The sequence below is a fragment of the Vibrio sp. A2-1 genome (genome assembly GCF_021728355.1).
GTDB lineage: Bacteria > Pseudomonadota > Gammaproteobacteria > Enterobacterales > Vibrionaceae > Vibrio > Vibrio splendidus_K.
The window spans coordinates 385,830-405,589 of the sequence record NZ_JAKKCO010000003.1; the positions used below are offsets into that span (position 1 = coordinate 385,830).

The following is a 19,760-nucleotide window of genomic DNA, read 5'->3' on the forward strand; positions in this document are numbered from 1 at the left end:
TTTTTAATCACATGCCCAACAAAGCTATGCCTATACCTATACCTATACCTATACCTATACCTATACCTATACAGTATCAGTATCAGTATCAGTATCAGTATCAGTATCAGTATCAGTATCAGTAGAGTGAACGCTGATTCACGCTAAGAAATGAGCTGATTCATCGCAACCGAGTTCAATCTTTCAACCTGATTGGAATGGGGCATCATCGATATTGTCAAAATGCTTTGAGCAATAACAGACGACTCAATCGGGACATATTTACTTAGATTGCCGATCATTAGCGGCTTAACAATTTTCAATAAACCTTGCAGAAATTTTTCATCCGTTCTTTTCTCATCACGGTCGCCCGCTAAAGGCCCGGGATGTAAAAAAGTCGTTTGTTCAAAACCCAGAGATTCGACCTTTGCTTCCATTTCACCTTTGCAACGAAGGTAATGGGAACGAGCGTTAATATCCGCTCCAAGGCATGACACAACAATGATGTGACCTACGCCAAGCTGCTGCATTTTCTCAGCGGTAGCTGTGACTAAATTGACATCAATTTCGCGCAGTTTTTCTTTCGTGCCAGCTTTCTTAATCGTGCTACCCAAAGCAATGATGCCAATCTCTGGCGGTTGATCCATTGTGATGTCTGGAGAGACTGACAGCGCTTCGTCAATCACTTGAGTCAACTTAGAACCTTCAACAGCCAATCGATGTCGAGACAATGCATAAACGCGATTTACCTCATCACTTTTAAGCAGTGCAGCAAGCGTTTCTTTACCGACTAGGCCACTCGCACCAGCAATAATTATTGATTTGTTCATATTAGTTTCACCATTTAGTCGATTAACACTTACTGTGTACTATTTAATTTCTTCAAGCATTGCGTTAGGTATGATGCTTTCGATGGCAATGTACTGCTCAACATCGAGTAACAAGAAACAGCCATAAGCCAAACCACTCCAACTTAAGATCGACAACGTCAGCATGGCGAACGTCTTTCTCCCACCTTGATTAAGCCGCTTCGAAACAAAGGTGTAGCTTGGAATTCCCACCAGAACAGGGGCTAAAACAGCCATCGTAAGTTGACCATATTTATTCCATTGCTTCATAAAGCGTCTCAGCTTGGGCTTAAAAGCAACGGTTTTGTGGCGATTAAAAATGCTCGAATAAACTGGCGCGACCTTCCACCCAACATAAGCTGCCAGCAATGCGGGAAGTAGATTAAATAATAGCATTTCAGGGTATGAATATGACATGAGCGCTGCCAGAGCAGGCCCTGAATACGTTTTCCAAAGACTCAATAGCGCCATTGAAAACCCAATGAATAGATAACTTTCCAATGCTAGTGTCATAGATGCGATTCTCTCTTTGAACTGCCTGTTTGAAAGGCTCTGTGCAGAAATTTTCTGACTTTCAGCCACCCTTTCACTCTGTATTGATGACACAATAAACAAAGCAAACCGATCGGTCTAGTGTTTTTTGTATCTGTTTACACTGAGTTCCTAGTACAAACATAAGAAGTAAACTAGACAATTGGGTGAACTTTAAAAGTATATGGTGCAGATAAAGTTATGACAGGCTCGGAAATACATCAGTCTTAAGCTGTGGGGTTGAGAACCAACCGTGAAATCAACGAATCTAAAGAGATGGGCATAATGATGGTGAATGGTGAATCTAGGATTGGGTTTGGAATTTAAAGCCGTTAGAGATTGAATGGGTGTTTTTCCTTGGGATAGATACAAAAAGACCACGCTAGGCGTGGTCTATTGCTTGGCTACTTCTCGATTTTAATATTCTCGACTCGGGCCTTTAATTTTTGTCCCGGTCTAAAAGTAACAACACGTCGAGCAGAAATTGGAATGTCTTCACCAGTTTTCGGGTTACGACCAGGTCGCTCGTTTTTCTCACGAAGATCAAAGTTACCAAAACCAGACAGTTTTACCTGTTCGCCATTTTCAAGTGCCTTACGAACTTCTTCGAAAAACACTTCAACCGTTTCCTTGGCATCCCGCTTGCTGTATCCGAGTGTTTCAAACAGGTTCTCAGCCAAATCGGCTTTAGTGAGTGCCATAAAACTTTCCTCAAAGCTATGTTATACATTGCTACCATCGCCAGTAGCGCCAAAGCATTTACCCTATTCAATCAATGAGATAAGGTCGTTTACAAGGAAAGTGTATGCCAAGCTTCTGATTTTCGCCAACTTTTTTATCTCAACTATTTAATTATTCTTTCAAATCAGAAAGATAAGTCGCTTGTAAATTCACATATATGGCTAAAAAACATCTACTTAACCACCATCAAATAGAACAACACACCCATTAATTAACTAAAAACAGAATTTAATACTTTAGAGACCTAAATGATAATTTTTGAGACTTTTATCCTATACCCAATAAAATCAGCGACTTGATTTGATATCGAACTCAACAGAGGTTATTAAATAAGCGTTATTAAATATGAGATTTGTATCATTTCAGCATTTAATTCGAATTAGCCTGAATAAAACCTTACTGAGTTACGCTTCCCACGGAGTTACTTGTTTAGAAGTTAACATAATAAAGCTCACCTTTGCATAAACAACCTAGCCGATACAGCTAGTATTGAACATGGCTGGTCGATGCTCCATCTACGTACCAATTTGCCCCAGAAACAAAACTCGCAGCAGGACTAGAAATAAAGGTCACCACGTTGGCTACTTCTTCAGGGGTAGCTAAGCGACCCATTGGATTTCTATCGATAACTTTCTAGAAAGTGTCCGGCTCTTCACGCTTACACCGCCCCCATAAACCATCAGCAATATATGTGTCTCCAGGCGAAACAGTATTGACTCTCACCTTACGAACGTAGGTCAAAGACAAGGATTTCATATAATGGGCAAGCGCGGCCTTCCCTGCTCCATAAGCATTGGCGTTACAAACTGTATATCCACTCGCTTTCGACCCAATATAGGTGATTGCTGCGCAACGCGAATCAAGCAATTTAGGTAAAACTAACGCAATGCCCTGTTGCGTGGCTGCAATGTCTTTTTGCAGAACATCTTCCCATTCATCAGAGAGTGCACTTACATTGGGTACAAAAATATCGATATTCGGAATTGACTCGATCCAAGCTTTCATTTGTGCCAAATCATGGACATCGACCACTTTTCCGACAACTTGCTTTGACGCTTTTCCAAGTTGTTTAAGCAGCTTATCTATCCGATGTTGAGAACGGCCACAGAACCAAACATTCGCTCCTTCGTTAGCAAAGCCTTCAACTATTTTCGCCCCAATTCCGCTAGAACCTCCAGTGACAACAACATTGATATTCCCTAACCTTAAATTCATCGTAACCTCTCAAATAGTATTGACTACCGAAAGGAAGTATCAAAAAAGATCGCTTATATTTCAAAGAGAATAATAAAAGTGACACTTTATGCTACCTTAGGTGTATGAAATAGCGATGGTATAGAGTAATGGACGCACTTGACGACGAAATTTGCACAACAATCAAACGCCATTTAAAAAAGGCGGGTATCTCTTATAAAGAAGTTTCAGAGTTCACAGAAGTTTCCGAAATAAGCATTAAACGATTGCTGAACGGCCATCAATCGCTCTCTATTTTGAAGTTACAAAAGATATGTCAACTAATTCAGCTTCCTCTATCAGCCATTATCACAGAAGCAGAAGAAGCATTAGCCTCGGTATCACTATTTACGGATGAGCAAGATGCAGCCTTCTGCAAAGAGCCGCCGTTATTTACTATTTTCCAAGATATTGTAAATGAAGGAGCAAACGCTCAACAGTTAATGGCCAGTTATGATTTAAACGAACCATCACTGCATATCTACCTCAGGAAACTTGAACAGTTAAAACTAATAACGATGTTATCTGGCTTAAAATTCCACGTCATTGTGCCCACAAATACAGCTTTCTCTGAACAAGCGCAATTTAGCGTCACGTTTAAAAATCAAGTCATAGATGCATTAAAACAGGCCGTGCAATATATCGATGCACGTAACAAACAGGCTTACTTTATTACTGCCAGGCTTAGGTTGACCGAAGACGAATTTAAAGAATATAACGCTAAGCTTGAGGAGTTAATGTTAAAAACACTAAAGATTAGTCAGTCGCACAACCGAATGACTGAAGGAGTCAACGACTATGCCATTGTCGACATGGGCGCCAAGGGTATTTTCCACCCAACACTCAAAGCGCCAGTAAATTTGGTTTAAAAATTTCAGCATGCTCATTATTCCGTAAACCCTCGCCATGATTGCTTGGCGAGTCTTTTCATTACCTACCTCAGCCAAAACTAATATTCATCACCCTGAGTATTTATCCTCGACACCACAAAGAAAAAGTACGTTTCACACCCCAACTTGATATGTTATAACATATCAATACTATCATTAATTATGTAGATTGAATGAGAGACATTGAAGCGATCATTGAGCACGTAAAACAAGGCTGCAAAGCCAATGGCCAACAATTTACGGCAACAAGACGATTGATATTGCGGGCATTGGTTCACACCGACAAAGCGTTGTCTGCGTATGAACTCGTTGATTATTGTAAAGAGCATTTTGACCAAAATGTTCAAGCGATGTCGGTTTATCGAGTGTTGGATTTTCTTGAACAGCAACACTTAGCGCACAAGCTGCAAGTGTCCAACAAGTACATACTTTGCGACCATATTCTTTGCGAACATGAGCACGGGATCCCTCAATTTTTAATTTGCTCAAAGTGCGACAAAATCAGCGAGCAAACCATCGACCCTGCCATGATTCACGGGCTTCAATCCCATGCAAAACAGGAAGGTTTTACCGTGGTCACGCCTCAACTAGAGATCAGTTGCGTGTGCGATGAATGCGTCGATACATAAATGCCCAGCGCCATCAATGGTGGTATGCCCAGTGGCATTACGAAAAAATAAAAGAGCTCAATATGTTAAGAAGAAACCCAAACGGCCATATGCCAGAAGTATCGGAGACCGCTTTCATTGACCCAACGGCCATCATATGTGGCAAGGTCATCATTGAAGATAACGTGTTCATTGGCCCTTACGCCGTGATTCGTGCTGACGAAGTCAATGAACAAGGCGATATGGAAGCCATCGTGATTAAGCGTGATACCAATATTCAAGACGGTGTGGTTATTCACTCAAAAGCCGGTGCTGCCGTCACTATTGGTGAACGCTCATCCATCGCCCATCGCTCGATTATTCATGGCCCTTGCGAGGTCTGTGACGACGTATTTATTGGCTTCAACTCAGTAGTCTTTAATGCGGTAATTGGCAAAGGCTGCGTAATTCGCCACAACTGTGTGGTAGACGGGCACGACTTACCTGAAAGCTTCCACGTACCACCAATGACCAACATCGGCTCAGGGTTTGATTTGAACAATATCTCCAAAGTCCCACCTGAGTATTCTGCGTTTTCAGAGTCAGTTGTTTCGGCAAACCATACCCTTGTGCAAGGTTATCGGAGAATTGCCAATGAGCTCTGATAAAACACCTATCTTAGGTATTCCAACCAACATTATTACTGGCTTTCTCGGCGTGGGTAAGACCACTGCGATTCTCAACCTAATGAAGAACAAGCCCGCAGATGAAAACTGGGCTATTTTGGTGAACGAATTTGGAGAAATTGGCGTTGATGGCAGTTTGATCCAAGGGAACGACAGCAAACAACAAGTGTTTATTCGTGAAGTACCTGGCGGCTGTATGTGCTGCGCGGCAGGTTTACCGATGCAGATCGCGCTGAATCAACTGTTGTCTGAAGCAAAACCTGATCGCTTATTGATCGAGCCAACCGGGCTTGGTCACCCTAAAGAAGTACTAGAAGTCTTGTCTTCAGAGCACTATCGTAAAGTGTTGTCACTGCAGAAAAACTTTACTTTGGTTGATGCCCGCAAGCTTTCTGACACACGCTATTCTGAACACGATACCTTCAATCAACAAATCACCATTGCCGACACCATCGTGGGTAATAAAGTCGATCTCTACAAAAGTGGCGATGCAGAAAAACTGGCTGAGTACGTCGCACAGGTTTGTCACCCAGACACCAAGCTAATATTTGCTCATCACGGTAAGATCCCTTCAGACGAGTTTGATGGAAACACCAGCTTTTACCATCATCAAGCTCATGGGCACCATCACCACCATGATCATAAACAAGATAAGCCACTCGCTTCTGAATTACCGATGCCAGAAAGCGGCATGATAAAGGCGAGCAACCAAGGTGAAGGATTTGAAAGTATTGGTTGGCGATTCGCAGCTGACAAACTGTTCGACCGTCAGCAATTGCTTAATGTATTAGTTGGACTCAAAGCCGAACGAATGAAAGCGGTGTTCATCACTCAAAGCGGCATCTTTGGTTACAACCTAACGGAAGATGGTCTAACAGAGTGTGAACTTGATGAATGCAATGAAACCAGAATTGAGGTTATAGGCCAAAGCCTAGATAGTGACCTAGAGAACCAATTGTTGGCGTGTCAGATTTAGCCAGAACTGGTTAACCCTTATCCCGCCCTAAAATCAAAGCCCTATGGATTGATACATTCATAGGGCTTTTTAACCAATCAGCTATGTGTAAATCACTAACTCACCGAAACCAAACGCTTTTCTGCCAGTGCCATTGCAATGTTGGCTTTAGCGTAAGCACTTTCATTAATGAAATGGGGATAGATATCTTGTTCGCGCTCCCAATAGATATCATAACCAAAGAAAGTCGCGAGCAAAGGCTCCCCTTGCTTCACTACCTCGAAATCTCGACCACAGATCGCTGGGTGTACTGTGGCTACTCGCATACCATCGGGACCAAGTGGAACATTGACCTCTTCAACATAGAAGAAGGCGCTGTAGTCTTCTAACGCTTGTACTTGGTTAAGGTTATGCTTCTCAACGTAATCAAGAACCATGGTCAGCATCTGCTTCATCAGTTTGAGAGTATCGAACTTGAGTGAGCCATGTGCCTGAGCGCCAACTTCAATCATCACTCCACAATTACCTGTTGTGCAAAGGTAAGGCTGCTCATCCCAAGGCTTTCTATCTTCAAACAGAATATTGGCTTCTGGCATTCGCTGTTTCACGTAAGCGCCCATTTTTTGGTAGAAAGCATCATTGGAAAGCAAGATTAATGTCGCTCCCATATTGCTGGTCGTGTTGTGCAAATCCACGATCAATTGCTGCTCTTTGCTTGCGTGTCTATCTATAAACTGTCGTGCGACTGTGTACTCAGCTAAACCTGAAGTATCGTCGTTGTTAGCATTAGAAAACTGACGATTTAGGTCGGTATCAACATATCGAATGTTCTGCTCTACCGCTTTAGGATTTGCGATAACAGAAGTAGTCGAAAACGTTGAGCGATCGGCGGCATACAAACGCTCTTTGATGAGTTTGTTTAAATAGATTCCTGAGAGCTCGTTACCGTGTGTTCCAGCAACCAGTAAGACTTGATTAATGTTGTCCATGTCATTGATTTCCAAATATCGAAAGTGCAAGTCACCCTTGCTTTATTGTTATAATATAACATAACAACAATGAGTTCATTTCTCCAGAACACTTCATAATCAGGCACCAAATAATTCTCAGTAGAAACGGGAATTCATTGTGAAACATACACACAAAGGCCCCACAATTGCGAGGCCTTCGTTTTTATTCAACACTGTAGTTTCGATGATTAATCTACATCATACTTCTTTGCAGCGAATCAAATCACGACTGCTTAACAAGCTTTCCATTATCGTCTGCGCTATCTGATGTTTTAACGCTCGGTGTCTTCGCAGGTTTCACGATTAAGCCTATCCCGACTAAGAACAGCACCGATGCGACAACTTGGGCGACTGACAGTACTTCGTCATACATAAAGTAGCCACTGATCAATGCGAAGATAGGCACTAACAAGGTTAGCGGCGCGGTCGTACTTAACGGGTATTGGATTAACAACTTATTCCACACCCAGTAACCAAATAGCGTGGTTGGGTAAGCCTGAAACAGCACCGCAATCGTCGTGTTCCAATCCCACTGTTCAATACCCTGCCAGATAATTTGGTCACCGTGTAACATCACGGCAAATAACACCAGTGGCAGCGGAGCAAACAGCATCCCCCACACATTAAATGCAAAAGCCTGAGTGGTTTTAGATGCCTTAACAATCACGCCCATCAAGGTCCAGCTGCATGCCGCTATCATAATCAAGATGACACCATTGAGTGTCACGTTGCCCGTTGCTGCCGAAACCAACACTGCTAACGCACACATGGCTAGCATCGCACCCATTAGTTTGCGAACGGAAGCACTCTCCTTGAACACCCACACGCCAACCGCCATGCCGATTAATACGTTGGTTGAAAGCAATACCGATGAAAGCCCGGAAGACAAACCCGCAGTAATCGACCATGAAGCCATACCCCAAATTCCCACACCGAACACAAAGCCATAACTGACTAAGTAACGCCAAGCAACATTAGGTCTCGCCACGAAAAATATCACCGGAATCACCGCTAGCGAAAAACGCGCAGCAGTGGCCAATAATGGATGAACGTTGGTCACACCCATTTTGATCATCGAGAAATTGAACCCCCAAATTGCCATAACGAATACCGCTAACAACAAATCATTTCTTTTCATACTCACCCCTCCTTTGTTTTGAATGAGTATCCCTTGAACAATAAAACCAGTACAGATACAATTTTTATAATAAAAACCAGTACAGTTAATAACGGTCGTGACAATGAGCATCTACAGAAAGCTAGCCAATCAGTTTATCGATGAGATAGAAACCGGCAAAAGACCGGAAGGCGGACGCATGCCTTCGCTGCGTCAATTGGCCAAGCAACAGGCCATCAGCATGTCGACCGTGGTGAGCTGTTACCAAGAACTGGAATCACAAGGCTGGATACATTCTCGACCTCAAGCTGGGTATTTTGTTTCGCCACATAAACCTTCTCATTCAACCCCTGAGTGGGCACAGTTTGAAAGCAAAATATCCATCGTTAAACCAACCTCTTCGACACATAACACCACCAATGGTCCTTTGGGTGTATCCAGTACCACCAACGATGAGCAAACAACCATTGAGTTGGAACGCAGCTTTCGTCGCTCAATCAAACGGATGGGCGGCAGGCTCAACCATTACCCTGATACACAGGGCGATCCGATGCTAAGACAGGCTTTATCTACCCACTTCGCCAAGCTCGATGTGCACTTTTCACCAGAAGAAATGGTGATCACTGCTGGCTGCATGTCGGCGATTAAAGCTGCTCTTGAATCGTGTACCAAAGAAGGTGATACCATCGCTATTAGCTCGCCATGTTTCAACGGTATTCTGGAATTGCTCGGACAAATGTCGCGAAAAATCATCGAGATCCCGTCTCTAGATGATGGTGTCGACTTGCAACAACTGGAAGCGCATTTGAAGAATAAACGAGTGGATGCCGCGATCTTTTGTACCTCTCATATGAACCCTCAAGGGATCAATATGTCAGCCACTCAAAAGCAGATACTGGCTGAATTAGCGAATCACTATCGAGTGCCGATCATTGAAGATGATGTGTATCTGGAGCTTTCTTATTCCTCACACACGCCACTGCCAGCAAAATACTATGACAAAGGCGGCTATGTATTATGGTGTGGATCAGTATCGAAAAGCCTGTCACCGAGCTACCGATTAGGATGGTGCTTGCCAGGAAGGTACATAGACGAGTACAAGGCTCAGTTTTCTGCTGCGAGTTATGGCGTTGCCCTGCCCACTCAGCTTGCGGTTGCTGACTTTATCGAATCAGGCCAATACGCTAAACACATTCGAAGAAGGTGTGCTCAAATCCTTTCATTACGCCAGCAATATCTAAGCTATTTGGCTCAGCATCTTCCTCAAGATGTGAAGATAAGTAACCCACAAGGTGGCATGGTGCTTTGGTTACAAATACACAACTTGAACCAATCAACCTTTGCTCAGGCAGTTGCCGACCAGAACATTGATATCAGACTTGGACACCTGTTCAGCACTCTCGACCTTTACAGCAATTGCTTACGCATCAATATTGGTTACTCGTTAGAGGGGAAAGCCAAGCAGCAATTAGACGACTTAATAGAACTGATTCACATTCATAGGTAATACGTGCTAGTTAATAAACAAAGCTAGCACACCGTAGCTTTTCATAATCGACCTTTTCATAGCCATTCGAGCACCGAATTTTAATAGCCTTTCATCATAAAAAAGAAGGCTATTATTCCCATCTAAACTAGGTTAAAGCCCCGAACCGTAAGGAAATTCACTCGCCTCAAAACCCTTAAATACTGAGTTTGCAAGCACGCACAAAATTATGCAACTTGGCTAATGACACCTCACTTTTAATCGTCAATATACAACCGTCAGCGCTGGCGTTATCCTGTATTTGAAGAGAACTATTATGAGTGATAAAACCAAAAAAAAACCATTACCTTCCTTTATTGAAGAACGCTTGAACTTCTATATTCAAGACCTGATTACCCAGAACCAAAGTCAGAAACACTTGGTGTTGGGTAAACGTCCACCGTGCAACGCCGTTGTCATGCAGAGCAATGATTACCTAGCCCTGTCGCACAACAAGCAGATCCAACAAGCTCACCAAGCGGCGATCAGTGAAAACGATGACAACGTGGTGATGTCGGCCATTTTCCTACAAGATGAAGAGTCTAAACCTGCGTTTGAAACCGAACTCGCAAGCTATGTGGGTATGGAAAGTTGTTTGCTTTCTCAATCTGGCTGGGCGGCCAACATTGGGTTACTTCAAACTATCTGTCCGCCAGCTACGCCTGTGTATATCGACTTTTTTGCACACATGTCGCTGTGGGAAGGTATTCGCGCGGCTGGTGCAAAAGCCCATCCATTTATGCATAACAATATGAATCACCTGCGCAAACAGCTAGAGCGCCACGGCTCAGGCGTTATTGTGGTCGATTCGATTTACAGCACAATCGGCACCATCGCCCCACTACGCGACATCTACGAAATGGCGCAAGAGTTTGATTGTGCCGTTGTCGTTGATGAATCGCATTCACTGGGTACGCATGGAGAAAATGGTGCTGGCTTAGTTCACGCATTGGGCCTCACTAACCAAGTCGACTTTATTACCGTTAGCTTGGCTAAAACCTTTGCCTATCGTGCAGGTGCTATCCTTGGGCCAAAGCAGCTTTCAGAAACCTTACCTTTTGTCGCGTATCCAGCTATTTTCAGCTCGACCGTGTTACCACAAGAGGTGGTTCGTTTAGAGAAAACATTAGAGGTAATAAAAGGTTCAGAAGACAAACGAGAAGCCTTATTCAAAAGCGCTAAATCGCTTACTACTGGCCTCAAACGGATTGGCTTTAACATCCGCAGCGAGTCTCAAATCGTAGCACTAGAGTGTGGTAGTGAAACAAACACCGAGCGTGTTCGTGATTTCCTCGAAGAACGTGATGTATTCGGTGCGGTTTTCTGCCGCCCCGCGACGGGCAAGAACAAAAACATCATCCGCTTTTCGGTCAATGCCGACATGACACCAAGAGATATTGACCATGTGCTCACGGTTTGTCATGAAGCGTACAATCATCCGGAATTAGAGTTCGTGTGATTGTAAGGGCAATTCACACAACAGGATTCTTTGAAAGATAAGACCCCTTCCGATAATCAATATAAACGGCAGGACTGAATGGACGCTATCATGTCGCTATACAAAAAGAGCCCAGCGAATAGCTGAGCTCTATCTTGTGTCTTTGTTCGCTGACAAAATGGTCGTGTGCTTCAACCTATGGCATTCACTAAATCCAGTGAGCAATCTTATCGAACAGGCGGTTTTTATCTGCCGGTTTGACGATAAAATCTGACATGCCTGATGATTCCATTTTTTCCAATGTCACAGGAGAACTGTCACCCGTGTGAGCAATAATTGGCACTGAAGAGTATGCTTTGTTAGCGCTTCGAATTCGACGAGAAGCTTCAACACCGTCCATGATTGGCATCTCGATATCCATCAGAATTAAATCAATATCATCGCTGTCCAACGCGTCTAAGGCTTGTTGCCCATCTTCTTTCTGCACGACATCAAAACCCTGCTTTTCCAATAACATTGCGGTAAATCGGCGCAGAGATTCGTTATCATCGACCACCATAATCGTGCGCTTATTGGTAACCTCTAACGGTTTTACAGAAACTGATGGCATCACATAGTTGGAGTCGAAAAGTAAGCGTTCGATGGTCGCCTTGGTATTCAGTAACCAAACTTGTGTTTCCACCCAAATAGGTTCAAAAGCAACGTTTCGGACACGTTTAATTGGGTGACGTTCATACAAATAGATGATTCGAGCTTCAGTGAATGAAAGTAAAGATTCAATTCTATCGAGGCAACTTGCTCTTAAATCCAAGCTCTCCATGTCAACGAATATCAAATCGAATTCGAACTGGTATTCCTTCTTTTTAAGCGCTGATGCTACATCCAACACCGTGAGCTCAAACCCCATAAAACGGGCTACCTCAGTCATTTTATTGGTGAGAACTTTCTGGTCACTCACCATTAGCACAGTCTTAAGTTTAGTCAGTTCATTCTTGATTTCTTTCACCGAATGGGAAGACAAAGATGGAAAAGTCATCGTGAACTGTGTCCATTGACCCACTTCAGACTGACATTTAATTTCACCACCAAACGAGCGCATTACCTTCTGACAAAATGGCAAACCTAAGCCGTAATTACCCGATTGGCCAGTAGTATAAAAGTCCTGGAAAATGCGTCGAATCACATCATTTGAGATGCCTGACCCGTTATCGGTAACCATTATTTGATTGGCCACTTCATCACTACACATGGTGACATGAATATGAAAATCTTCAGGGCTGCGATGGTGGAATGCGTTCTTGAACAAGTTATACATCACGTACTTCAACAGAGTGTCGCTACCCAAGAAATCAAAGTTACTCTGTACGTCTAAAGAGATTGCTGATTTATCGGCTGAACGCTTGTAGTTAAAGCTGTCTATCGCACCCTCAATCACCGCTTGAGCTGAATGCTTCTTGAAGGTAGATCGAGATACTCGGTTTTCATCAATTGAAGTCAGTAACAGGTCAATCGTCTCGTTACCTGAGTGAATGATCTCCATCGCTTCATCGCCCACTTCACGTAACTGTATGACTTCTTCGTTGCTTAAAGCATATTGCCCTTTGTGCTCACCACTTTTAGGGTTCGGTAATATGGACTGCATAACATCAATAGAGGTCAACAAACCGCTCAGGGGGTTTCGCATCTCGTGCGCGATACCGGCTCCAAAAGATTTCGCCAACGACACCTTATTCTCGTGTTCCATCTGATTGCGGAAGTAGAACAAGTTACCAAATAAGTAGATAAACAAAAAGATTGGCACATGCGTCCAATCCATTGTGAGTTCTAGGTAGAAGCCTTGTGCAATCCAAGCGCACAAGGTCGCCATCCCAATACCGGCAAAAGTTTGTGCAAACATCACTCTCGTCACGTGCACTAATAAAATATGGAGGAAAATGGCAGACATGAATGACATAACCCAAACATTGGACCAATTATTCATTAGTAACATGTAGAAGAAGAAAAACGGCAAGCAGAGGGTTACGGCGACTTGATAATAAACCGGAAGGTATTTTCGCCATTCAAATGGGACACGATTGCGATAGATAATGCCGAAAAACAACACTGAGCAAAACAAGCGCAGCATTAAGTTTTCATAAGGTTGAGGGAACAAGAACTCCCACACTATGTAGTAAATTGGGAAGCCGACAAAGCCCATCCAACCCACGAGAGTAAGGTTTGGTTCTGCGTACTGATAAACTTTACGAATAGCGTTCATACGAAATTCTTTATTCTCTAAGCCCTAACGTTTACTAATTCTATGGTTTGATTTTTATTCTTATATTTTGGCGTCGATTATATTACAAATCACCTCCGATCAGTGAGGTTTCAATCAAATATGTATCAACGCTTTTGTTTTAATTATTGACTTAGATGAATGAAGTCTCAGTTTTATACTTTAATTCAGACACTAAACCTGAGTTCCTAAGGTTTGTCCGCTAGCGCTTACACCAATTACCCCTCTTACTTACCATTATGTCACTGTAACGCGATGCATCTTTCTTGGGGTATCGCCGTAATCAATCACCGCGTAATGCTGCGTTACCCTGTTATCCCAAATAGCCATTGTTCCCTTGTCCCATTTGAAACGAACGTGAAACTCAGGGCGTCTCGCAATTTCGAACAGTTGGTTAAGTAAAACATCACTCTCTTGTCGGTCGAGCTCATTGATATAACGAGTAAACTGTTCATTGATATAGAGCGTCTCTTTACCCGTTTCAGGGTGAACTTGAACAACCGAGTGAATCACTGGTGGATTTTCTTGAGCCGTTTTGATTAACGACTTGTGCCAATCAAGCTCAATCTGATCCGACTCTATACCTTCAAAAGCCACCAGCGAATGAGTCGCAGATAAGCTCCTCAGCTTTGCTTTCATGTCTTCATCTAATGAATCAAATACAGCAGTCATCGAACACCAAATCGTGTCTCCTCCCACATTTGGGACATGCTGAGCATGCAACAGAGAAGCTTTCGACGGCAATTCGCGCCATGTTAGATCCGTATGCCAATAACTTTCCATCGGAGCATTGCCACGCGTTGTTTCTATCACGCTCACCTGAGGTACATGCTCGACGCGAGGAAAAAACGGGTGCGCCGGTTCAAGCTTTCCAAATCGCTCTGCAATCATCAAATGCTGTTCTGACGAAAGGGTTTGATAATCCAGAAAAATCACTTGATGGGTTAGAAGCGCCTGATAAACCTCATCAAGTTCAGTCGCACTGCATGTCGCGAGATTGACTCCATGAATACGAGCACCGATGTGAGGGGTAATGGGGTCTATTTTCAACATAAATTCGCTTATTGATGATGTGACATTTCAGAGTCAATTTAGATACTGACTATTAAACCGGACAATGGTGAATTTTCTTTCCACATACTTCTAATACATCAAAAAAAAGAGCCCCTAAGCTGGAGCTCTTTTCGTTTTTTGATACTTCCTGTATCCATAGACAAGTCCAATCTGTAGTACTTTCACCGAAAGCCAGATCATCGATATCTCCAGTTGTGTATCAACTTAAATCTAGCACACAATCTTCAAGCTTTTCTGAGACACAACCGAGAGAATGAACTTAGTGCCACTCCATCTCACCACTTAGCACTTTGGCACCCAGTTCTAGGTCGCCTTCTGTTGCCTTAAATTGTGGGTATGCTTTCTTCATGTAATCACTGATATCAACAGACGTTGGATTGCTTATACTTACCAGTGCCTTTTCAATATCTGCCACGTAATCCATCGTAAATTGAACGCCGTTAGCACCTGTTGGCATTTCACCTAAATAGTGACCCGGAATTACAACCTCTGGCTCAAGTGCTTTCATGCGATCCAATGATTGTGACCACTGGCTACGAATCTCTTTCGATGCAGTATCTGCCATCCATACATGTACACCGCTATACACCGACACGCCACCAAACACCGTTTTCTCAGACGGCACCCACAGGTACGCTTGATGCGTGTTAATTTCTCTCACCTCGATGGTTTCACCTTCGAGGTTCAACGTGGTGTCATTAAGAACGGTTGGGACAATTACTTTAGATGGTGCGTTATCTTCTAAGATTGGCCCCCAGTACTCTAGCTTTGCATCTTTTGTACGCTTGATGTGAGTAACGATCGCTTCACTGGCAACGACCTCAACGTTTGGAAATGCCGCAACAATCGGTTCTAAGCCAAAGTAGAAATCTGGGTCGCCGCTGCTGATGTAAACCATCGACAACTCTTTGCCAGTCGCTTTGATTTGATCCACCAGCTTTTGCCCATCTGCGACGCTAAATTGCGCATCAAACAAAATCACTTCTTTCTCTCCCGAAACCAGCACAGAGCTTGCGGGGAATATCGCGTTTTCACCCGGATTGTAATGAGTGATGTTTAGTTCAGCAGCAGAGACAACACTCGATGCTGCCAACATTGCTCCTAGGCTCATCGTTCCTAAAAGCGCGGTTCTCGATAGAAGGATTTTAGATAACTTTTTCATAGCTTGATTCCGTTATTTCGAGCTGAACGCATGTCAACTCATTGAGTGTGCAAACATCTTATTTAATTGGATTTAGATGAAATAGACATCAAATTAACTTTCACTGTTGCGATTTTCGGACATATACTAATTTTCCGGTAACTATTAGATTCGAAAATCGTTGGGTAATTAGAACAATGGATAAACTCGAGGCAATGAACGTCTTTGTCACCATCGTTGAACGTGGCAGTTTGAGTGCAGCAGCAGAGCACCTTGAGCTATCTCGAACCAAAGTCACTCGCTATTTGGGGGAACTCGAAAGCTGGATGGACACACGCTTGCTTCATAGAACCACTCGAAGCTTGAGCTTAACCAACGCAGGAAAAGAGACACTTGAAGTGGCGCGAGAACTGCTTGCGCTTGAAGAGTCCTTGAGCGGTATCAGAAATCAAAACCGCCAGCAGTTAAAGGGGCAACTGCGTATTACCGCAAGCTACTCTATTGTCGATAGCTTCTTGATTGATGCAATCAGTCACTTCATCGCTCAATGGCCAGAGGTGTCTATCGATATCATCACCACAGATGAAACCGTCAACCTGGTCGAATCTCGAATTGACCTCGCCCTGAGAATTACCAATGAACTGACTTCAAATATCGTCGCCAGACAACTCGGCGAATGTCGCTCGGTGATTTGCGCATCTCCTCAATATCTAAAAGAGAAAGGTACGCCATCAAACGCACAAGATTTAGCGCACCACAACTGTTTGTCATTCAGTTACTTTGGTAAAACCGCGTGGACGTTTAAAGGCCCGAATGGACTGGAATCAGTGCCAATCAAAGGGAATTTCAGCGCCAACACCTCCGAGGTATTGTTGTCTGCCACACTCAAAGGCAACGGTATCTGCTTACTGCCCTTTCCTTCAGTCGAAGGCTTAATTGAAAACGGGCTATTGGTTCCTCTACTCTCTGAATGGAAACCTAAAACGTTGGGTGTACACGCGGTTTATGGGACGCGTAAACAAATCACACCGCTGTTAAGAGCCTTTATCGATCACCTGTCTAACGAGATGGAACAGTCGACAAGCTGGTAGATAAACTCTCTCATTAACGATACTGATGTGGAATAAGTATTATTAATTTTACTTATGCAAAGCTAAATTCTATCTTGGCTGCATTATCCAACACCATAAACAAACGCGATTACGCAGGGAAAAAGACGATGACCGCCATTACCGATTTAAACATTCTGCTAAAGTCCATGTCACCAGAGCTCATTGAAGGTGATTACGTTTTTTGTACTGTAGACGGGGGATTGGCAGATTATGTTCAACTCGACCCAGTAGCGACCTTTCGTGAAAAAGAAGGCTTAACACTGGTTCTGAAAGAAGAAGTTGCGACCAAAGCTCAGCTAGACTTCGACGGTGTGTTTAGCCTGATTACATTGTCGGTACATTCGAGCCTCGAAGCAGTTGGATTAACGGCTGCTTTTGCGACAAAGCTTGGTTCTTACGGCATTAGTGCTAACGTCATTGCAGGCTATTATCACGACCATATCTTCGTTCAGAAAGACAAAGCTGAAGCCGCAATAAGTGCGCTAAGAGAATTTTCAGAAGTAGATTAGTAAAGAATTCTATTGTTCACAGACACAAAAAAAGCGACGTAATCTACGTCGCTTTGGCTTATTGCTTACTGTTCATTCACTGATCAGGCATCAGCTAATGAAACAGTTAAGCAAGCTTAAAAGTCGCCACTTTATCACTTAAACCAGCGGCTTGGCTCTTAAGTTCGTTCGACTCAGTTAAGCTGTCCTGTGCGCCCACAACTAGGTGGTCGGTAACATCTTTAATTGTCGTCACGTTCTGGGTAATTTCACCCGTCACATGTGTTTGCTCTTCAGCAGCCGTCGCGATTTGAGTCGCCATATCGCTGATCAAAGCAACCGCCGTGTTGATCTCTTCAAGCGCATGCGAAGCTCTGTCTGCATCTTCTACTGAGTGTATCGCCAGTTTAGAACTGCTCTCCATCAGCTCAACGGCTTGGCCTGTTGTTTTCTGTAGAATATCAATCGTCGATTTGATCTCTTCCGTTGAAGAGTGGGTACGCTGTGAAAGCACACGTACTTCATCCGCTACCACAGCAAAGCCACGACCTTGTTCACCAGCACGAGCCGCTTCAATTGCAGCATTCAAAGCAAGCAAGTTTGTTTGTTCTGCAATGCCTTGAATCGTTGCGAGTACAGTCGAGATCTCTTGAGCATGCTTGTTTAGCTCGCTGATCACATTACCTGCTTCGTTCACTTCATTGGCTAGGTTATTGATAGAACCTTTAGTGTCGACGACCAGAGCGTGACCACTGTTAGTGCTTGTCGCTGAGTCTTGTGCTGCTTTTGCTGTTTGCTCGGCATGCGATGCAATCTCTTGAGTTGCACAGGCCATTTCCGTTACAGCCGTTGCCACCATTGTGATTTCTTGCTGTTGATGGTTAAGCTCATCCACAGAACGGTTCGCACGTTGAGTACTTTGCTCTGACTGGCTATTTAACTGTTCTGACTGCCCACGGATATGGCCAATTAACTGCTGTAAGCTTCCAACAAAGGTATTGAAGTTATGAGCCAACTCGCCCACTTCATCTTGGTTTTCTACATGAATGCGTTGAGTCAAATCACCGCTACCATTCGCGATTTGCGCCAATGCTTGAGATACGTGGTTCAACGGACGGAATAGAATAGTACACAAAAGGTTAAACAGTATGGTACATACAATGACGACCAGCAGTGTCACTAAAACTTGACCAATCACTGCATCAAATAACGGTGCAACCAGAGAGTCATGATTAACAACACTCACTGTAATCAGGCTCGTTCCGTCAATAGCACGTGCGTACAGAACATAGTCGCTGCCATTCAGATCGATAGAAGTGTCTTTACCGCTAGTCAGAGCCTTTTGTACATCGGAGAAATTTAACCCAAGTGAACTGATATTCTTGTTCAGTAACTTAGTGTCAGGGTGCGTGTAAACCGTGCCTTTGTTGGTCGCGATGAACATGTAACCTTCACCAGGAAGAATCACCTGCTCTAGACTGTTTAAGATGTCTGTAATTTCTACATCAGCACCCAACACAACCTGTTGCCCATGCAGTTGCATTGCTGTTCCTAATGAAACAACGTTCGCCCCAGTTGCTGCAGCAACCGTTGGGTTATCCATGAACACCTTACTTGGGTTCGCTACCGCATTGGTGTACCAACCCCATAAACGGGGATCATCATTACCCGGCGGCAGTACTACTCCGTTCGCGTTCTTTTGCGAACCATCAGGAAATGCCAAGAAGACATTATCAAAAGAGGCTGAGTCACGAACCTGTTTTAGATGAGTCACCAAGCTGTCTTGCTTGGACTCTTTCGAAAGAGAAGTAAGCGCACGCTCTTTGGATAAGATCCAATCCGATACATATTGATTGTACGAAGCCGATGCGCCCTCTAAGCGCTGTTCAACTTCAATATCCAACCTTTGCAGTGAAGCACGAAAAGAAAGGGCCTCAACCAAAATCCCCCCCAGGATGATGGCCATACTAGCTGATATCGCTAGCTTATTTTTAAGCGAGAGTTTCTTGAACATAGGAAACCTATAATTTGGAAGTAAAAAACCGTGGCGACAAATTTGTTACCAAGACGGTTGCAAGCTGAATATATTTTACGCTTTAAAATAAATAATAGAACCAATCAGAGGATTGA

17 protein-coding genes and 1 pseudogene are annotated in these 19,760 nt (G+C 43.5%); 8 read left to right on the forward strand and 10 right to left on the reverse strand.

From position 1 onward, the window contains the following. Positions 1-143 precede the first annotated feature (143 nt). The 4 genes and pseudogenes from L3V33_RS13080 to L3V33_RS13095 form a co-directional block, all read right to left on the reverse strand. Positions 144-809: an NAD(P)H-binding protein gene (locus tag L3V33_RS13080; protein WP_076646570.1), complete on the reverse strand. Its 666-nt coding sequence runs from the start codon at positions 807-809 to the stop codon at positions 144-146. 39 nt (positions 810-848) lie between these two features. After that, entirely contained in the window at positions 849-1,340 is a 492-nt protein-coding gene (locus L3V33_RS13085) for a hypothetical protein (RefSeq protein WP_146454699.1), read from the reverse strand. Positions 1,341-1,762: 422 nt separating this feature from the next. Then, positions 1,763-2,059: an integration host factor subunit alpha gene (gene ihfA, locus L3V33_RS13090; protein ID WP_004734853.1), complete on the reverse strand. Its 297-nt coding sequence runs from the start codon at positions 2,057-2,059 to the stop codon at positions 1,763-1,765. A 523-nt stretch (positions 2,060-2,582) separates the two neighbouring features. Beyond that, positions 2,583-3,314 (reverse strand): annotated as a pseudogene (locus L3V33_RS13095) (SDR family oxidoreductase). 128 nt (positions 3,315-3,442) lie between these two features. On the opposite strand from L3V33_RS13095, the gene L3V33_RS13100 reads away from it, so the two are divergent. The 4 genes from L3V33_RS13100 to L3V33_RS13115 all read left to right on the forward strand — a co-directional run bounded on the left by L3V33_RS13100 (position 3,443) and on the right by L3V33_RS13115 (position 6,471). Further along, complete coding sequence (locus L3V33_RS13100) at positions 3,443-4,201, forward strand: helix-turn-helix transcriptional regulator (RefSeq protein WP_054546475.1); 759 nt, start codon at positions 3,443-3,445, stop codon at positions 4,199-4,201. A gap of 194 nt (positions 4,202-4,395) precedes the next feature. After that, the gene (locus tag L3V33_RS13105) at positions 4,396-4,851 is read left to right on the forward strand and encodes a transcriptional repressor (RefSeq protein WP_237290571.1); all 456 of its coding nucleotides are present in this window, start codon (positions 4,396-4,398) and stop codon (positions 4,849-4,851) included. Positions 4,852-4,913: 62 nt separating this feature from the next. Continuing rightward, the gene (locus L3V33_RS13110; RefSeq protein WP_065205393.1) at positions 4,914-5,474 is read left to right on the forward strand and encodes a carbonate dehydratase; all 561 of its coding nucleotides are present in this window, start codon (positions 4,914-4,916) and stop codon (positions 5,472-5,474) included. Further along, the gene (locus L3V33_RS13115; protein ID WP_237290572.1) at positions 5,464-6,471 is read left to right on the forward strand and encodes a CobW family GTP-binding protein; all 1,008 of its coding nucleotides are present in this window, start codon (positions 5,464-5,466) and stop codon (positions 6,469-6,471) included. Before L3V33_RS13110 ends, L3V33_RS13115 begins: the two co-directional genes overlap by 11 nt. A 95-nt stretch (positions 6,472-6,566) precedes the next feature. On the opposite strand, the gene L3V33_RS13120 is transcribed toward L3V33_RS13115, so the two are convergent. After that, a complete protein-coding gene (locus tag L3V33_RS13120) occupies positions 6,567-7,439 on the reverse strand; it encodes an aspartoacylase (RefSeq protein WP_237290573.1) in 873 nt (290 codons plus the stop codon). A 244-nt stretch (positions 7,440-7,683) separates the two neighbouring features. Next, positions 7,684-8,598: an EamA family transporter gene (locus tag L3V33_RS13125; RefSeq protein ID WP_065205396.1), complete on the reverse strand. Its 915-nt coding sequence runs from the start codon at positions 8,596-8,598 to the stop codon at positions 7,684-7,686. Between the two features lie 103 nt (positions 8,599-8,701). Between L3V33_RS13125 and L3V33_RS13130 the strand changes: the two genes are divergently transcribed. Together L3V33_RS13130 and cqsA are read left to right on the forward strand one after the other, a co-directional pair. Beyond that, positions 8,702-10,084 carry a PLP-dependent aminotransferase family protein gene (locus L3V33_RS13130; protein ID WP_237290574.1) on the forward strand — a complete coding sequence of 461 codons (1,383 nt, stop codon included), beginning with the start codon at positions 8,702-8,704 and terminating at the stop codon, positions 10,082-10,084. Between the two features lie 295 nt (positions 10,085-10,379). Next, positions 10,380-11,561, forward strand: coding sequence for an alpha-hydroxyketone-type quorum-sensing autoinducer synthase (gene cqsA, locus L3V33_RS13135; RefSeq protein ID WP_237290575.1), 1,182 nt, complete (start codon positions 10,380-10,382; stop codon positions 11,559-11,561). Between the two features lie 187 nt (positions 11,562-11,748). Here the strand turns inward: cqsA and L3V33_RS13140 are convergent, their stop codons facing one another. From L3V33_RS13140 to L3V33_RS13150, 3 genes are all read right to left on the reverse strand, one after another. Next, entirely contained in the window at positions 11,749-13,797 is a 2,049-nt protein-coding gene (locus tag L3V33_RS13140; protein WP_237290576.1) for a hybrid sensor histidine kinase/response regulator, read from the reverse strand. Between the two features lie 255 nt (positions 13,798-14,052). Next, positions 14,053-14,868: a TauD/TfdA family dioxygenase gene (locus tag L3V33_RS13145; RefSeq protein WP_237290577.1), complete on the reverse strand. Its 816-nt coding sequence runs from the start codon at positions 14,866-14,868 to the stop codon at positions 14,053-14,055. 280 nt (positions 14,869-15,148) lie between these two features. Continuing rightward, positions 15,149-16,051: a Vmh family MBL fold metallo-hydrolase gene (locus L3V33_RS13150; protein ID WP_114633366.1), complete on the reverse strand. Its 903-nt coding sequence runs from the start codon at positions 16,049-16,051 to the stop codon at positions 15,149-15,151. Positions 16,052-16,227: 176 nt separating this feature from the next. On the opposite strand from L3V33_RS13150, the gene L3V33_RS13155 reads away from it, so the two are divergent. Together L3V33_RS13155 and L3V33_RS13160 are read left to right on the forward strand one after the other, a co-directional pair. Next, positions 16,228-17,121, forward strand: coding sequence for a LysR family transcriptional regulator (locus L3V33_RS13155; RefSeq protein WP_237290578.1), 894 nt, complete (start codon positions 16,228-16,230; stop codon positions 17,119-17,121). A 128-nt stretch (positions 17,122-17,249) separates the two neighbouring features. Beyond that, complete coding sequence (locus tag L3V33_RS13160) at positions 17,250-17,651, forward strand: ACT domain-containing protein (protein ID WP_171312593.1); 402 nt, start codon at positions 17,250-17,252, stop codon at positions 17,649-17,651. Between the two features lie 106 nt (positions 17,652-17,757). Here the strand turns inward: L3V33_RS13160 and L3V33_RS13165 are convergent, their stop codons facing one another. Further along, positions 17,758-19,644, reverse strand: coding sequence for a methyl-accepting chemotaxis protein (locus L3V33_RS13165; RefSeq protein ID WP_237290579.1), 1,887 nt, complete (start codon positions 19,642-19,644; stop codon positions 17,758-17,760). Positions 19,645-19,760: the final 116 nt, after the last annotated feature.

What these genes read in the sequence shown, in the direction of transcription:
- L3V33_RS13080 (WP_076646570.1), bottom strand. Translation starts at nt 809, where the DNA reads ATGAACAAATCAATAATTATTGCTGGTGCGAGTGGCCTAGTCGGTAAA.
- L3V33_RS13085 (WP_146454699.1), bottom strand. Translation starts at nt 1,340, where the DNA reads ATGACACTAGCATTGGAAAGTTATCTATTCATTGGGTTTTCAATGGCG.
- ihfA (WP_004734853.1), bottom strand. Translation starts at nt 2,059, where the DNA reads ATGGCACTCACTAAAGCCGATTTGGCTGAGAACCTGTTTGAAACACTC.
- L3V33_RS13100 (WP_054546475.1), top strand. Translation starts at nt 3,443, where the DNA reads ATGGACGCACTTGACGACGAAATTTGCACAACAATCAAACGCCATTTA.
- L3V33_RS13105 (WP_237290571.1), top strand. Translation starts at nt 4,396, where the DNA reads ATGAGAGACATTGAAGCGATCATTGAGCACGTAAAACAAGGCTGCAAA.
- L3V33_RS13110 (WP_065205393.1), top strand. Translation starts at nt 4,914, where the DNA reads ATGTTAAGAAGAAACCCAAACGGCCATATGCCAGAAGTATCGGAGACC.
- L3V33_RS13115 (WP_237290572.1), top strand. Translation starts at nt 5,464, where the DNA reads ATGAGCTCTGATAAAACACCTATCTTAGGTATTCCAACCAACATTATT.
- L3V33_RS13120 (WP_237290573.1), bottom strand. Translation starts at nt 7,439, where the DNA reads ATGGACAACATTAATCAAGTCTTACTGGTTGCTGGAACACACGGTAAC.
- L3V33_RS13125 (WP_065205396.1), bottom strand. Translation starts at nt 8,598, where the DNA reads ATGAAAAGAAATGATTTGTTGTTAGCGGTATTCGTTATGGCAATTTGG.
- L3V33_RS13130 (WP_237290574.1), top strand. Translation starts at nt 8,702, where the DNA reads ATGAGCATCTACAGAAAGCTAGCCAATCAGTTTATCGATGAGATAGAA.
- cqsA (WP_237290575.1), top strand. Translation starts at nt 10,380, where the DNA reads ATGAGTGATAAAACCAAAAAAAAACCATTACCTTCCTTTATTGAAGAA.
- L3V33_RS13140 (WP_237290576.1), bottom strand. Translation starts at nt 13,797, where the DNA reads ATGAACGCTATTCGTAAAGTTTATCAGTACGCAGAACCAAACCTTACT.
- L3V33_RS13145 (WP_237290577.1), bottom strand. Translation starts at nt 14,868, where the DNA reads ATGTTGAAAATAGACCCCATTACCCCTCACATCGGTGCTCGTATTCAT.
- L3V33_RS13150 (WP_114633366.1), bottom strand. Translation starts at nt 16,051, where the DNA reads ATGAAAAAGTTATCTAAAATCCTTCTATCGAGAACCGCGCTTTTAGGA.
- L3V33_RS13155 (WP_237290578.1), top strand. Translation starts at nt 16,228, where the DNA reads ATGGATAAACTCGAGGCAATGAACGTCTTTGTCACCATCGTTGAACGT.
- L3V33_RS13160 (WP_171312593.1), top strand. Translation starts at nt 17,250, where the DNA reads ATGACCGCCATTACCGATTTAAACATTCTGCTAAAGTCCATGTCACCA.
- L3V33_RS13165 (WP_237290579.1), bottom strand. Translation starts at nt 19,644, where the DNA reads ATGTTCAAGAAACTCTCGCTTAAAAATAAGCTAGCGATATCAGCTAGT.